This is a genomic window from Paenarthrobacter aurescens (assembly GCF_025421775.1).
In the GTDB taxonomy this organism is placed as follows: Bacteria; Actinomycetota; Actinomycetes; order Actinomycetales; family Micrococcaceae; genus Arthrobacter; species Arthrobacter aurescens_B.
In genome coordinates this window covers 151,464-164,282 of the sequence record NZ_JAOEFX010000004.1, presented here as the reverse complement: position 1 = coordinate 164,282, position 12,819 = coordinate 151,464, and the positions used below count along the sequence as shown (strand labels likewise).

Below are 12,819 nucleotides of genomic sequence, written 5' to 3'. Positions count from 1 at the left end.
TCCGCCGCGGGCCGGGTACATTTGGGCCGTGTCACACGAGCATCCCGTCACCGTTTCCGTCGCCCGCACGATCCTTCCCGGCTATACCCGGCAAGCTAATGCCTGGGCCCATGCCGGCCAGGAACTCGCCCGCGAATGGCCGGGCTACCTGGGGTCTGGATGGGTGCGCAATGGGGTCGATTCAGCTGAATGGCACATGTTGTACCGCTTCGCTGACGCAGACTCGCTGCAGGAGTGGGAGGACTCCGAGGAGCGGCGCTGGTGGATCGATAGCGCCAGGGACATGATGGAAACCACGCGCGTGGAGCGCCACACCGGGATTGAGGGATGGTTCTCGAAGCCAGGCGACGTCTCGGTAGTTGTCCCCGAAACTGTGGTACCGCCGCGCTGGAAGCAGGCCATCAGCATCTTCCTGCCGTTCTTCCCGCTCAGCCTGCTGGCCAACTTCCTGCTGCATCCTCTGACTCAGGACTGGCCATTGGTGTTCTCCGTGCTCCTCAACATCGTCATCCTGACGCCGTTGATGACGTACATCTTCCTGCCGATCACCACCAGGCTCCTGCAGCCGTGGCTTCAGAAGCCGGCCAGGAAGCGTCGGATGCAGGCGAAAAGGGCCACGCCATGACCCACATCCTCTCCACAGACAAGAACCGCGTGGATCGCGATTGGCTCTGGACCGAGCTCTCCACCAACGTGTATTGGGCAAAATGGCGCACTCGGGCCGACGTCGAAGCGCAGTTGGAGAACGCTTGGCGGGTTGTTGGCGCCTACGACGCCCGGACCGGCGCCATGGTGGGTTACGCCCGGGCGTTTTCCGACGGCGTTGCCCTCGCCTACCTGGCCGATGTGTACGTGCACGAATCCGCGCGGGGCCAGTCGCTGGGCAAGGCGATAGTGCGCGAAATGATCGACGCCGGGCCGGGGGCCCGGTTCCGGTGGATGCTTCACACCGGCGATGCCCATGGGCTGTACAAGCAGTTCGGCTTCATTGAGCCCGACGCGCGCTACTTGGAGCGAGCCGAAGTCCGCTAGCCGTGTTTTGGTCATAAAAGGCCATCATTAGTTGACACTTCAACTTATCTTCGGGAGGGTTGATCTATGAACAAGTCCAGCTTGACCACCACAGCCCTGACCATCCTGCGCGTTATTGCAGGATTTCTCTTCGCCGCGCACGGTTGGCAGAAGTTCAACGAATTCACCATCGCCGGCACGCAGGCGTCCTTCACCCAGATGGGCGTTCCCGGCGCTTCCGCCGTAGCCCCGATCGTTGCAACCCTTGAGCTTGTAGGCGGCATCGCTCTGATTATCGGATTCCTTACCCGCGTGTTCGCGGCGCTCCTGGCCGTCAACATGCTCGGCGCACTGTTCCTGGTGCACGCCCCCGCAGGCATATTCGTTGGCAACGGCGGGTACGAACTGGTGCTGCTGTTCGCTGGCGCCGCTTTGGCCCTGGCATTGGCGGGTGCCGGCAAGATCTCCGCGGACGCCGCCCTGTTCGGACGCTCCGGCTCCAAGCTGCGCGTCCTCGCGTAAGCGCCCCCCGGACGCTCTCTCACCTAACGGCCCCTAACTGCCGGCGCTCTCTCACTTCCTTCAGAAGAGTGAGAGAGCGCCGGTGTTTAAGTGGCCGGAGGTGAGAGAGCGCCGGTGTTTAAGTGGCGTGTCGTGAGAGAGCGTTCGGCCTTAAGCGGCGTGTCGTGAGAGAGCGCTAGCCCGTCACACCGGTGAGCTCATTCGGGACATGGTCCAGCTTCGCCGACTTCGCAACCTTTCCGGCCTTCAAGTCCACCGCATGGATGGTGCTGGTGGCCGGTTCGGTGACGAACGCCGTCGAGCCTTGGACGAAGAGTGTCGGCCGCGGATCCTGCCACGTGGCGGACTCTTCCCACCCGGCAACTACCGGGATGGTGGACGTAACAGCGCCGGTGAGTGGGTCGATCACACGCAGGCCCCCGTCAGTCCCAAGTACCAGCGCTTCACCAGCGGGCCCGCGGCCGAGGGAACGGAACGAGTAGCTGGTGCCGATATCCACGAGCTGCATACTGGCGGTTTCGGTGTTCACGAGGGAGATCCGGGTAGGTCGCTCCGGCTTGGCCGCCTTGTCCACTTTGTAGTCACCCAGGATCACCGGGGACTTCTCCGAACCAGCCTGGTTGCCCAGCCGACCGTACGCGTCGGGGCTCGCCACCTTGGTGATGGATCCGTCTTTGTAGATCAACATGCCGTTCTCGCACCCAACCACCACGGCTTCACCCGCGGCGACAGCCTCGCCATGGACACCCGGGCAGTCCTCGTTGCGCACGATTTCCTTGCGATCCTGCCCCTTGCCGGCAGAGAGCACCGCAATTCCGGTTCGGCTCTCCTCATTCCCGAGGGTCACCAGCAGCTTGCCGTCTTCAAGTTCGACAGCCACTCCGTGGTGCGCTTCGGGCGTCACATAAGTGTCAGTGGCAGGTAGCTTTCCGTCCTCCACGGCAGCGGCCAGGGCAGACGTTTCGAAGCTCTGCACCTTGCCCGACCCGTCGTTGAACAGCACGGTCTTGTCCGCGTGGAGCACCACATGGCCAGCCTTGTCTGCCTCAAACGCCAATTCAGTCAGCTTGGGGTCGGCTACGTAGTGGTGGCTGTGATCGCCGTGCGGCTCGGTCCAGGCTCCCGCGTCGAATAGGCGGAAGGCGTCGCCCGTGGAAACAAATACGTGCCGCCCATCACCGGCCGGGTTCAGCCGGTTGAAGCCGGACATTTCCGCACCGCCCACCTGCTCCAGCAAGGTTGCGTCCAGAACTGCGATGCCGGCGTCGTGCGTGTATACGAGGCGCGGAGTCGGGGCGCCAGCCTCCTTGGGGCTCTGCGCCGAGCTCACCGACGGCGAGGCGTCCACTGCGTTTCCGGCCGGGCCGCCTGGGGCAGCGCAGCCAGTCAGCAGCAAAGCAGAAAGGCCGACGGCGGCTACTGGCTGTGCGCGGAATCGATGTCTGCGCGCGGTAGGGACAGGGGGCATGGGGGTGGAGTAATGAGGCATGAGTTAAATGATATTAATTCTCATTTAGAGCGCAACTCGAGCACCGACAGGATGTGTACTCAATATTTTGTTGACAACAAAGTGTTGATATTCAAAGCTGGAGCAATGAACCACACCACGAGCGCCCACGATGCTGCCGCGGCCGACCTCCAGTCACGGGCAACCAAGGTGCTGCTGGACAAGGGCGCCTCGGATCTCCCAAACCGGCCTTGGCTCCATGAGCAGCAACCGCCCTCTGCGATGGATCTGATCCAGCACGTACTCTGGCGTTCTCGGGGACAGGGCGGCCCTCCCCCGCCTGATGCTCTCGATCTCCGCGCCGCCCTCACATTGGTGTCCGCCGCCAGAGCCGAGATGGACGCCGTCGAAACCGCACTTTTGTTCCTTGCCAGATCGGAAGGCCTCACGTGGCCGCACATCGCAGAAAGCCTCGGGTTGCGCTCCGCGCAGGCTGCCCAGCAGCGGCTGGATCGGCTCGCGGATCGTCGGCAGTCACGGTCCGGGGGCCTGCAATGACGGTGGTCTTCACGGGAACTGCTGCGAGCGCAGGTGCAACCCTAGGCCCGGCCCGACTCATCCACGGGCCCGACGAATTCGCCCGTTTCCAGTCTGGCGATATCCTCGTCTGCCGCACCACTGACCCTGCCTGGACGCCCCTTTTCGGAATGGCATCAGCGGTGGTCACGGAGAACGGCGGAATGTTGTCGCACGCGGCGATTGTCGCCCGGGAGTTCGGGATCCCTGCCGTGCTGGGGGTTCGCGCGGCGCTGGAACTGCTCACTGACGGTGGGCCGTTGGCTGTGGACGGATCCCGCGGAACAGTTACCCGATTGGATACCGCATGATGCTCCTCACTTTGCACGCCGTCCGCCTCCTCGGGTTCGCTGACACTCTGGAGGTGGCGGCTCGCTTCTCACTTGATAGCCACCTCGTGGAGTCCCGGTTGATCGACGCCGGCGTCAACGGCTTTGTCTCGCGCAGCACCTTCGCGGGAACCAGTGGCTGGTCCCTGTCGAGTCAGGGGCGGGCCGAGAATGAGCGGCTTCTCGCGGAGGAACTGGACCGCGCGGGTGCGCGTGGCATGGTGCTGGCCGTGCACGACGACTTCGCGGACTTCAACACAGGAGTTGTGAGTGCCTGCAGCGCCATCCAGCTGCAGTCGCCGGCTACTCAGGATGCCATGGACGTCCTGATGGGCGCCTTGGCTTCATGGCGCCCATTGGAAGCACGGTTGATCGGCTTGTTGCCCCGATTCGAGGGCTACTCCGAGCGCCTGCTCCGCTCTCTCAAACAGGCAGCGGAGGACCCGGTCTGGGTTACCGCCACCGATCGTGATTCCTTCCACCGCGCCTGGTTCGAGCTGCACGAGGATCTCATCGCGACCCTCGGCATCCAGCGCGCCTGACGCGTCTGGTCGCTGCGACAGCCCGGGCTGACTTAGTCACGTAACAGAAACCTGCCGACAGTAAACTTCGAAACATGAGCGATGACGCCGGCAATTCCGTGACCCTCCGCTTCCTCGCGGCCCCTACCGACGTCGGGCACAGCGGCTCTGTTGATGCCGGTACCGTCCTGGAGTGGGTGGACAAGGCCGCCTATGCGGCGGCGGTGGGATGGGCGAAGTCCTACTGCGTCACTGCCTATGTGGGCAACATCCACTTCACGGATCCCGTGAACAGCGGCGACATGGTGGAAGTGACCTCCACGATTGTTTACACAGGCCGTTCCTCCATGCACATCCACACCGTGGTCAGCTCCAGGGATCCCAAGGGCGGCCCGGAGACAATGCACAGCCAGTGCATGGTGATCTTCGTAGCTGTCGGGCCCGACGGCAAGCCGATTCCCGTCCCCCAGTTCGCGCCGTCCACGCCCGCAGAGATCGAGCAGCGGGACCACGCGCTGGCGCGCATTGAGGTCCGCGAGCAGATCGTCAACGCGATGAACGCCCAGGAATATACCGACGCCGGGACCGCCGAGCGCGTCGTCCTGCGGTTCATGGCGTCCCCCACTGACGTGAACTGGGGCGGCAAGGTCCACGGCGGCATCGTGATGAAGTGGATCGATGAGGCCGCGTACGTTTGCGCCTCCCGATACTGCGGCAAGGACACGGTTGCGGTGTTCTCAGGCGGCGTTCGCTTCTACCGCCCTCTGCTGATCGGCCATGTGGTTGAGGTGGAAGCTCGCCTTGTCTACACCGGCGCCAAGGGCATGCACATCGCGGTCCACGTGCGTTCCGGAGATCCCAAGACCCGCGAAATGAACCTGACCACGTACTGCCTCACGGTGATGGTGGCCCGGGACGAAACGGGGACGGCCGTGCCGATTCCGCAGTGGGTACCTGTGTCTGATGAGGACAAGAAGTTGCACGCACACGCTCGTGAGCTGTTGGAAATCCGGGGCCGGGCTCCAGGAAACCGTCTGCCGGACCACCTGATGAAGGCGGCCGGCAGCTAAAGGGAACCGGCGTTAAGACTCACGGTGGGACGCGCTGCCCCCGGCTGCAGCCATGCCATCGTGGCGAGATGGTCGGTGCCCGGAGACCTGATAACGGACGCACCAGAAAGGGTAAACCCGCGGAACAGGATGTGGTCCGGCCTGGTGGCAGGTAAGCCGGCCGGCCAGGTGAACCCAAAGCCAGCCCGGGCGTCGTCGAGTATTGCTTGCAATGGGGCGAAGGCGCGGTCGGTGTTGGCCGCATTAAAGTCCCCCACCACCAACATCCGTTGCGACGGATCCGCCTCCACCATCCTGCTGAGCTTGGCAAGCCCGCTGTTCCTGCTGCCTACTTCGCCGGGTCGGACCGACGGCAGATGTACGGCATAGAGCTGAACGGGACCGTCCGGCGATTCCACCTCCATGCTCAGTGCGCGTGACCAGCCGAGCCCCAAAGCAAGGGGCCTCCCCTGGCTCAGCGGAAACCGGCTCCATACCCCCACCGTCCCCGCAACCTGCCGGTACGCGAACGTCCCATCCATCAGCGGAGATATTTGTTCCAGGGTGGGCCCGGAGAGCTCCTGAAGGACCACGACGTCGGCACCTGACGTGATCAGCTTCTCTACGGCCTCGGAGGCATGCGGATTTCCTGCCCGGAGGTTCTGTGTGACAACGCTCCAGCCGCCGGCGGCCTCCTCCGAGGCACCTGCATCGGAAGCCGGCGCGATGCCCGTCGCCATGACTGGTAGAAAGACCACGCACCACGAAATGAGTGCGGCCGCCGCTGGGAGAGCTCCGACCCAGGCTTTCGAGAGCAACGCCACGATCAGCAGGGCCGCTATGACCATCCCCAACCAGGGCAGGAAGCTCTCGATGGCGAGGGCCATCCCGCGAGCCTCCGGCACCAGTCCGTGGCCGAAGAGCAGTGCCATCAGTAGTCCCGCGAAGAGGCCCACCACCCAGTCCCTGGCCCGTGGACGACGCCGCCGGGCCTCAAACAGCCCGCGCTGCGTGGCGGTTGCGTAAGTGGTTCCGATGTCCTTGTCCATAGCCCCATGGTTCAGAAAGGAACTTAAAGGATTCTGAAGCCCCGCAAACTATGCTGGTGGCCATGACGGAGCCCATAACAGTCCTGGTCGTCGACGACGATCCGGACATCAGGAGCTCCCTGCCGTCCCTGCTTGAAGCGGCCGGTTACCAGGTTGAAACGGCAGCTGACGGCCGGGAGGCACTCGAAAGGGTCGCCGCAACATCTCCGGACCTGCTGGTGGCGGACGTTTTGATGCCGCTGATGGACGGACTCGGCCTCTGCCGAATGCTCCGCACCGCCGGCAACACCGTTCCCATCCTCCTGCTCACGGCCCGCAGCGATGTGGCTGACTGCGTTGCGGGGTTGGACGCAGGAGCGGATGACTACCTCTCCAAGCCCTTTGAACCCGATGAGCTGCTGGCACGGTTGAGGGCCATGGCCCGCCGGACAACCCACCCTCCTGCCAGCCCCACCGTTTACCACGATGTGGAACTGGTCCCCGAGGCCCATGCCGTGAGGCAAAACGGACGCTGGATTGACCTCAGCAGCACCGAATACGCCATCCTTTGCATCCTCGCGGAAAAACCGGAACAAGTACTCAGCCGGGGCCAGATCAGCGACGCCGTGTGGGGATATGCCATGACACCGGCCTCCAATTCACTGGAGGTCTACATCAGCTACCTGCGCCGAAAACTCGAAGCCGAGGGCGAGGCACGGATCATCCAGACCGTTCGGGGCGTCGGATACAGGCTGGCGGCATCGTGACGCTGCGCCTGCGGATGACCTTGGTCATCGCAGCGGCCATCACCCTCACTGTTTCAGTGTTCGCAGTACTGGTGTATGTCTTCGTCGGTCATGAACTGCGCAAGAACGAGGATCTTTCCCTAAGGCGCGAATCGGATCGCATCATCCAACTGATCCAGACCGATCCCAATTGGCAAGGGTTTTCGCAGTGCACCTGGGTCCGATCGCCGGCCTGCGCGCAGGTAGTGGCGCCAACCCCCAGCGAGGACCCGGACTCCGGCGCCGGGCCGGCATTGCCCATCACCGGTCAGATGCGGGAAGTGGCATCCGGCCAAAGCCCGGCGTTCTTCACGGAAGCGGCCATCGGCGACGATCCCATCCGCGTGTACGTCAGGCCATTACCGAATCAGCGTGCTTTGGTAGTGGGTGTTCGGGACGACAGGGTTCTGGCGTCCTTCGAGCGACTCGGTTGGCTGCTGACGGCGACAGTGCTGGGCGCCCTGGTGGTGGCCGCCGGCACTGCCTACGTAGCCGCCAGGCGCGGACTTCGGCCGGTAGATCGGCTCACAGCAGTAGCCGAGAGTATTGCCCAAACCGGGAACACTGACATCAGGATCCCTCGAAGCAAAACCACCGAGACCAACAGGCTCGGCAGCGCGTTCAATACGATGCTGAGTGAATTGGAGGAATCCCGCCGCCAGCAGGAACAGCTGATAGCCGACGCCTCCCACGAACTGCGGACTCCCCTGACCTCGCTGCGGACCAATGCAGCCATGCTCAGAAACCCCGAACTGTCGCAGGGCAGCAAAGAGCGCATCACTGGAGCTCTGGAGCACGAACTGATAGCGATGCAGTCCCTCATCGAGGACCTGATCGACCTGGCCCGGCACGAAGAGGCCCCTTCCTTCGTCGAGGAAATGGACCTCCACGAACTTGTTCTCTTCTGCATGGACAACGCCGAACGCCGGTACCCAGGGGTCGCGTGGTCTCTGGAAGGACCCGGCGGCCCTCTCCTGGTGACAGGGGAACGCGTCAGGCTGGCCCGCGCCATCGCGAACTTACTGGACAACGCCGGCAAATTCACGCCCGAGCCGGGCCAGGTCCGGGTGACCCTGAGCGTTTCACAGGGCGCGGTCACCCTCGATGTGCGGGATACAGGACCGGGTATCCCTCCGGAGGATCTGGACCATGTCTTTGACCGGTTCTACCGTTCCACCAGCGCGCGAAGCGTCGCCGGGTCAGGTGTGGGACTCGCCGTGGTGCACAACGTGGCCGTCGCCCACAACGGCACGGCGAAAGCGCATCCGAGCCCACGAGGGGCACACTTCAGCTTTACCCTGCCGCTGGCCGAAGGCAACTAACACCCCGGGCCAGCTAGCCCACCAAATTCTCCGCCGCGCCATCCATGTGCGCGATGATCGTCTCGCGCGCCTTGGCCGCATTCCCCGTCTCAATGGCAGCGACAATGTCGTGATGCCTCCCGACACTCATGTTCCGCGTAGCGCGTTCCAACCCGGCGAACATGATGGACATCCGGATGGAGCCCTCCAGGGATTCCCACGAGTGCAGCAGCGTTTCGTTTCCGGACAGGCGGCAGAGCGTGCGGTGGAACTCAAGGTCGGATTCAATCCTCTCCTCCAGCGACGATTTCGCGGCCTTTTCCATAGTGTCGACGGCGGCACGCAGCTCTGCGAGCGCGGCTTCCTTATCCGGCATGTCACTGAGGGTCCGGGCCGCCAACGATTCCAGGACACCTCGGACGGAGAAGATGTCGCGGATTTCCTTGACGTCCAGGTGCCGCACGGACATCCTGCCGCGGGCTCCAGCGGAGATCAGGCCTTCCTGTTCCAGCTGGCGCAGGGCTTCGCGGAGTGTGCCCCGGCTGATCTGCAGCATCTCGGAGAGCTCGGTTTCGACCAAGTGCCGCCCAGGCTCAAGCTCACCACTGGTGATGGCGGTCCGCAGTGCTGCGAGCGCCTGTTCGCGCAGGCTCTTCTTCTCAAGTCCCAGCAGGGATGCGGTGGCGGCCATGGTGTGTCCTCGGTTCTATGGGCAACTGCTAACAGTCCGTTGTTAACTGTCGATACTACGGGCAGGAGTGCGGGACCGGCAGTCATGTCCCGTCCCGCACACCCACCGGAAAACAAGAAACTCAGCCGAGTTCCGCCAGCACCTTCGCCACGATCCGGTCCACGGACAGTCCGTAGCGTTCGTGCAGCGTTGGCAGCGCACCGGCGTCGAGGAATTGGTCCGGAAGCGCGATGGGAACCACCCGCTTGCCCAAACCGGCGGTGACGACGGCGGATGCAACGGTTTCGAACAGACCGCCAACAACGGTGTGGTTCTCCAGTGTGACGGCCAGCCGGTCGGTGTTCAGCTCTGCCAGTACGGTGGCCGAGTCGAACGGCTTGATGGTGGGCGTGTGCACCACGGCGACATCCACGTTGTGCTTCGCCAGGGCGTCTGCTGCCTGCAGCGCACGCATGGTCATCAGGCCGGACGAAACGAATACGACGTCGTTGCCGCCGCGCAAGACCTTCGCCTTGCCGAGCTCGAACTTATAGTCGTACTCATCCAGGACTGTAGGCACGTTGCCGCGCAGCAAGCGCAGGTACGTGGGACCGTCCGAGGCAGCAAGCTGGGGAACGGCCTGTTCGATGTCCACGGAGTCGCAGGGATCCACGATGGTCAGGTTGGGCATGCCGCGGAAGATCGCCATGTCCTCGGTGGCCTGGTGGCTGGGTCCGTAACCGGTGGTCAGGCCGGGGAGCCCGCCGACGATATTGACGTTCAGGTTCGGCTCGGCGATGTCCAGGCACAGGAAGTCATACGCACGCCGTGCCGCGAACACCGAGTAGGTGGAAGCGAACGGGATCAGTCCGGTTTCGGCCATGCCGGCAGCGGCGCCGAAGAGGAGCTGTTCGGCCATGCCCATCTGGAAAAAGCGCTCCGGGAAAGCCTTCGCGAAGATATGCATGTCGGTGTACTTACCCAGGTCTGCCGTGAGGCCAACAATGCGGGAATCAGCCTCAGCGGCCTTGACCAGAGCGTGCCCAAAGGGAGCCGGGGTGGTCTTCTGGCCTGGATCGGCGAAGGACGCGATCATGGCGGACGTCTTGAGCTTCGGTTTGGTGGTCACTGTGCTCATGCTGAGGCCGTCCCTTCGTATCCTGCGGTCAGCTGTTCGCGGCAGATCTGCCACTCGTTTTCTTCGATGCGCATGAAGTGGGCTTTCTCGCGGTTTTCCAGCAGCGGCACGCCGCGCCCCACCTTGGTGTCGCAGAGGATCACCGACGGCCGCCCGACTGGCGCCGCAACGGCGGCGATGTTGTCGAACGCTGCCAGCAGCGCACCGACGTCGTTCCCGTCCACGCGCTGCGTGTACCAACCGAACGATTCCCACTTTTCGGTGACTGGTTCGGTGCGGAGCACGGTGTCGGTGGCGCCGTCGGCCTGGAGGGCGTTGATGTCCACCAGGGCCGTCAGGTTGCCCAGCTGGTGATGGTGCGCACCCATGGCAGCCTCCCAGGTGGAACCTTCATCGAGTTCGCCGTCGGAGAGGAAGTTGATCACGCGGGAAGCGGAGCCCTGAAGACGTAAGCCCAAAGCCATGCCGACGGCAATGGTCAGGCCGTGGCCCAGCGAACCGCCGGAGATTTCCATGCCCGGGGTGTACGTGGACATTCCGGACATTGGGAGGCGGGAATCGTCGGAGCCGTACGTTTCGAGTTCGGCCACCGGAACGATCCCGGCTTCGGCCAACGCCGCGTAGTGCCCGATTGCGTAGTGCCCGGTAGAGAGCAGGAAGCGGTCGCGTCCCTCCCAGTGCGGGTCTTCGGCGCGGTACGTGAGCTGATCGGCGTAGACGGCGGCCAGCATGTCGGCGGCTCCGAGCGCCTGTCCAACGTAGCCCTGGCCTTGGACCTCGCCCATGGTCAGGGCGTGGTCGCGGATGCGGTAGGCGGCGGCGCGGATGCGGTCCACGCGCTCGGGTTTGGGGGCTGCCACGACCGGGGTCGTTTCAACTGATGAGAGAGTCACTGGTTTCCTTCCGGAGTCGGGCGCGTACCGATGGGGAGAACGCGTCCGACGTCGAGGGGTGCTTTAGGCGTTTACCGTCTGGGGAGTTTTGCTGGCGGCTTCTTCGGCGAGCTCACGCTCACGCTTGCCCCAGGTTTCCTTGGTGATCAGCGCTGCCCACAGGCCGATGGCTGCGTAGATGCTGAACAGCAGTGCCGGACCCATCCAGCCCATGCTGACGAACAGCAGGGTAGTGATGAAGGGCGTGAAGCCGGAGACCATGGCGGAGATCTGGTAGGACAAGGAAGCGCCTGAGGATCGGGTCTTGGCTTGGAAGAGTTCCGGGAACCACGCGCCCTGGGCGCCGGCCAGGGAGTTCTGGCAGACAGCGTAGGCGATGACGATCGTGGCGATGATCAGCAGGAAGACGCCGGTGTTGACCAGCATGAACATCGGGATTCCGAAGACCACCGCGAAGGCAGTGGACCAGATGTAGACAGGACGGCGGCCAACCTTATCCGTCAGCTTTCCCCAGTAGTAGGTGGCGAAGATACCGATTCCGGCCGCGATGCAGAGAGCCACCAAGGTTTCCGTCTTGTCTGCCAGGTTATTGGTGTGCAGGTAGGAAATCATGTAGGTCACAGACACGGCGTAACCGGCAGTTTCTGCGATGCGGAGGCCGATGCCCCGGACGATGTTGCGCCAGTCGGTCTTGATGACCTCGACGATGGGGGACTTCACGATGTCGCCCTTGGCCTTGACGTCCTCAAACACCGGGGACTCGGGAACCTTGGAGCGGATGATCAAGCCAACAGCCACCAGGACGATGCTGGCGAGGAACGGCACACGCCAGGCCCATTCGCTGCCGAGGCCTACGCTGCTGAGGAAGACGAGGTTGGCGAGCAGGAGTCCAACGGGGAATCCGGCCTGCACGATGCCCGTGAACTGACCCTTCTTCCGCCATGGCGCGTGCTCGTAGCTCATCAGGATGGCACCGCCCCATTCAGCACCGAAGGCCAGGCCCTGAATGATGCGGACAAGAACCAGAAGGGCGGGAGCCAGCAGTCCAACCTGCGAGTACGTCGGCAGCAGGCCAATGGCGAAGGTTGCCAGGCCCATCAGGATGAGCGAGGCAACGAGCACCGGTTTGCGGCCGAGCTTGTCGCCGAGGTGGCCACCGATGATGCCGCCCAGCGGACGGGCAGCGAAGCCGACGCCGAGGGTCGCGAAGGAGGCCAGGGTGCCCGTCACCGGGTCAGCGCCCGGGAAGAATGCTGTACCGAAGTACAGTGCAGCGGCGGTGCCGAAACCGATGAAATCGTAGGTTTCGATGACTGCGCCAACGCCGGAACCGACGGCGACGCGCTTTGCTTCCTTGGTTCCATGAACCGGACCACGCATGGTCAGAGCTTCATTGCTCATGTGTGTCTTTCCCTTTCAAAAGTGCGGCGCTTGTTCGGCAACCCCACTGTCGACAGTCAACATAATACGTCAACTGTGACCGACGACACCAGCAATGTCAACAGTCAACTGTGAAGGTTGACTGTTGACAGTCAACGGAGCTAACGTG

The 12,819-nt window shown here is 63.5% G+C and carries 15 protein-coding genes; 9 read left to right on the top strand and 6 right to left on the bottom strand.

Features of this window, described 5'->3' with window-relative positions:
* Positions 1-28: 28 nt before the first annotated feature.
* The 3 genes from N7568_RS09865 (at position 29) to N7568_RS09855 (ending at position 1,533) form a co-directional block, all read left to right on the top strand.
* Positions 29-625 (top strand): antibiotic biosynthesis monooxygenase, encoded by a 597-nt coding sequence (locus N7568_RS09865; RefSeq protein WP_261609654.1) that lies wholly within the window; start codon positions 29-31, stop codon positions 623-625.
* Positions 622-1,032 (top strand): GNAT family N-acetyltransferase, encoded by a 411-nt coding sequence (locus tag N7568_RS09860; protein ID WP_261609653.1) that lies wholly within the window; start codon positions 622-624, stop codon positions 1,030-1,032. The genes N7568_RS09865 and N7568_RS09860 overlap by 4 nt, the downstream gene beginning before the upstream one ends.
* Before the next feature lie 66 nt (positions 1,033-1,098).
* On the top strand, positions 1,099-1,533 hold the full coding sequence (locus N7568_RS09855) for a DoxX family protein (protein WP_231342578.1): 435 nt from the start codon (positions 1,099-1,101) through the stop codon (positions 1,531-1,533).
* 175 nt (positions 1,534-1,708) lie between these two features.
* Here N7568_RS09855 and aztD read toward each other — a convergent pair whose 3' ends face one another.
* On the bottom strand, positions 1,709-3,022 hold the full coding sequence (aztD, locus tag N7568_RS09850) for a zinc metallochaperone AztD (protein WP_306422770.1): 1,314 nt from the start codon (positions 3,020-3,022) through the stop codon (positions 1,709-1,711).
* 105 nt (positions 3,023-3,127) lie between these two features.
* Here aztD and N7568_RS09845 point away from each other — a divergent pair, with 105 nt between their 5' ends.
* The 4 genes from N7568_RS09845 to N7568_RS09830 all read left to right on the top strand — a co-directional run bounded on the left by N7568_RS09845 (position 3,128) and on the right by N7568_RS09830 (position 5,476).
* Positions 3,128-3,538 carry a hypothetical protein gene (locus tag N7568_RS09845; RefSeq protein ID WP_261609652.1) on the top strand — a complete coding sequence of 137 codons (411 nt, stop codon included), beginning with the start codon at positions 3,128-3,130 and terminating at the stop codon, positions 3,536-3,538.
* Entirely contained in the window at positions 3,535-3,867 is a 333-nt protein-coding gene (locus N7568_RS09840) for a PEP-utilizing enzyme (RefSeq protein WP_261609651.1), read from the top strand. The genes N7568_RS09845 and N7568_RS09840 overlap by 4 nt, the downstream gene beginning before the upstream one ends.
* Positions 3,864-4,427, top strand: a complete 564-nt coding sequence (locus N7568_RS09835; protein ID WP_261609650.1) for a hypothetical protein — start codon at positions 3,864-3,866, stop codon at positions 4,425-4,427. The genes N7568_RS09840 and N7568_RS09835 overlap by 4 nt, the downstream gene beginning before the upstream one ends.
* Before the next feature lie 74 nt (positions 4,428-4,501).
* Positions 4,502-5,476, top strand: coding sequence for an acyl-CoA thioesterase (locus tag N7568_RS09830; RefSeq protein WP_261609649.1), 975 nt, complete (start codon positions 4,502-4,504; stop codon positions 5,474-5,476).
* Here the strand turns inward: N7568_RS09830 and N7568_RS09825 are convergent.
* Complete coding sequence (locus N7568_RS09825) at positions 5,473-6,504, bottom strand: endonuclease/exonuclease/phosphatase family protein (RefSeq protein ID WP_261609648.1); 1,032 nt, start codon at positions 6,502-6,504, stop codon at positions 5,473-5,475. The genes N7568_RS09830 and N7568_RS09825 overlap by 4 nt on opposite strands.
* 62 nt (positions 6,505-6,566) lie before the next feature.
* Between N7568_RS09825 and N7568_RS09820 the strand changes: the two genes are divergently transcribed.
* Together N7568_RS09820 and N7568_RS09815 are read left to right on the top strand one after the other, a co-directional pair.
* Entirely contained in the window at positions 6,567-7,250 is a 684-nt protein-coding gene (locus N7568_RS09820) for a response regulator transcription factor (protein ID WP_261609647.1), read from the top strand.
* On the top strand, positions 7,247-8,590 hold the full coding sequence (locus N7568_RS09815) for a sensor histidine kinase (protein ID WP_261609646.1): 1,344 nt from the start codon (positions 7,247-7,249) through the stop codon (positions 8,588-8,590). The genes N7568_RS09820 and N7568_RS09815 overlap by 4 nt, the downstream gene beginning before the upstream one ends.
* Before the next feature lie 13 nt (positions 8,591-8,603).
* Here N7568_RS09815 and N7568_RS09810 read toward each other — a convergent pair whose 3' ends face one another.
* The 4 genes from N7568_RS09810 to N7568_RS09795 all read right to left on the bottom strand — a co-directional run bounded on the left by N7568_RS09810 (position 8,604) and on the right by N7568_RS09795 (position 12,671).
* The gene (locus N7568_RS09810; protein ID WP_261609645.1) at positions 8,604-9,260 is read right to left on the bottom strand and encodes a GntR family transcriptional regulator; all 657 of its coding nucleotides are present in this window, start codon (positions 9,258-9,260) and stop codon (positions 8,604-8,606) included.
* Positions 9,261-9,381: 121 nt separating this feature from the next.
* Entirely contained in the window at positions 9,382-10,377 is a 996-nt protein-coding gene (locus N7568_RS09805) for a transketolase family protein (RefSeq protein ID WP_261609644.1), read from the bottom strand.
* Entirely contained in the window at positions 10,374-11,270 is an 897-nt protein-coding gene (locus tag N7568_RS09800) for a transketolase (RefSeq protein ID WP_261609643.1), read from the bottom strand. Before N7568_RS09800 ends, N7568_RS09805 begins: the two co-directional genes overlap by 4 nt.
* A gap of 63 nt (positions 11,271-11,333) precedes the next feature.
* Positions 11,334-12,671 carry an MFS transporter gene (locus N7568_RS09795; protein ID WP_261609642.1) on the bottom strand — a complete coding sequence of 446 codons (1,338 nt, stop codon included), beginning with the start codon at positions 12,669-12,671 and terminating at the stop codon, positions 11,334-11,336.
* Positions 12,672-12,819: the final 148 nt, after the last annotated feature.

Bases quoted from the DNA above. Each gene is read 5' to 3' on its own strand.
- N7568_RS09840 (WP_261609651.1), top strand. From the start codon at position 3,535: ATGACGGTGGTCTTCACGGGAACTGCTGCGAGCGCAGGTGCAACCCTA.
- N7568_RS09855 (WP_231342578.1), top strand. From the start codon at position 1,099: ATGAACAAGTCCAGCTTGACCACCACAGCCCTGACCATCCTGCGCGTT.
- N7568_RS09845 (WP_261609652.1), top strand. From the start codon at position 3,128: ATGAACCACACCACGAGCGCCCACGATGCTGCCGCGGCCGACCTCCAG.
- aztD (WP_306422770.1), bottom strand. From the start codon at position 3,022: ATGCCTCATTACTCCACCCCCATGCCCCCTGTCCCTACCGCGCGCAGA.
- N7568_RS09860 (WP_261609653.1), top strand. From the start codon at position 622: ATGACCCACATCCTCTCCACAGACAAGAACCGCGTGGATCGCGATTGG.
- N7568_RS09825 (WP_261609648.1), bottom strand. From the start codon at position 6,504: ATGGACAAGGACATCGGAACCACTTACGCAACCGCCACGCAGCGCGGG.
- N7568_RS09835 (WP_261609650.1), top strand. From the start codon at position 3,864: ATGATGCTCCTCACTTTGCACGCCGTCCGCCTCCTCGGGTTCGCTGAC.
- N7568_RS09820 (WP_261609647.1), top strand. From the start codon at position 6,567: ATGACGGAGCCCATAACAGTCCTGGTCGTCGACGACGATCCGGACATC.
- N7568_RS09830 (WP_261609649.1), top strand. From the start codon at position 4,502: ATGAGCGATGACGCCGGCAATTCCGTGACCCTCCGCTTCCTCGCGGCC.
- N7568_RS09805 (WP_261609644.1), bottom strand. From the start codon at position 10,377: ATGAGCACAGTGACCACCAAACCGAAGCTCAAGACGTCCGCCATGATC.
- N7568_RS09795 (WP_261609642.1), bottom strand. From the start codon at position 12,671: ATGAGCAATGAAGCTCTGACCATGCGTGGTCCGGTTCATGGAACCAAG.
- N7568_RS09810 (WP_261609645.1), bottom strand. From the start codon at position 9,260: ATGGCCGCCACCGCATCCCTGCTGGGACTTGAGAAGAAGAGCCTGCGC.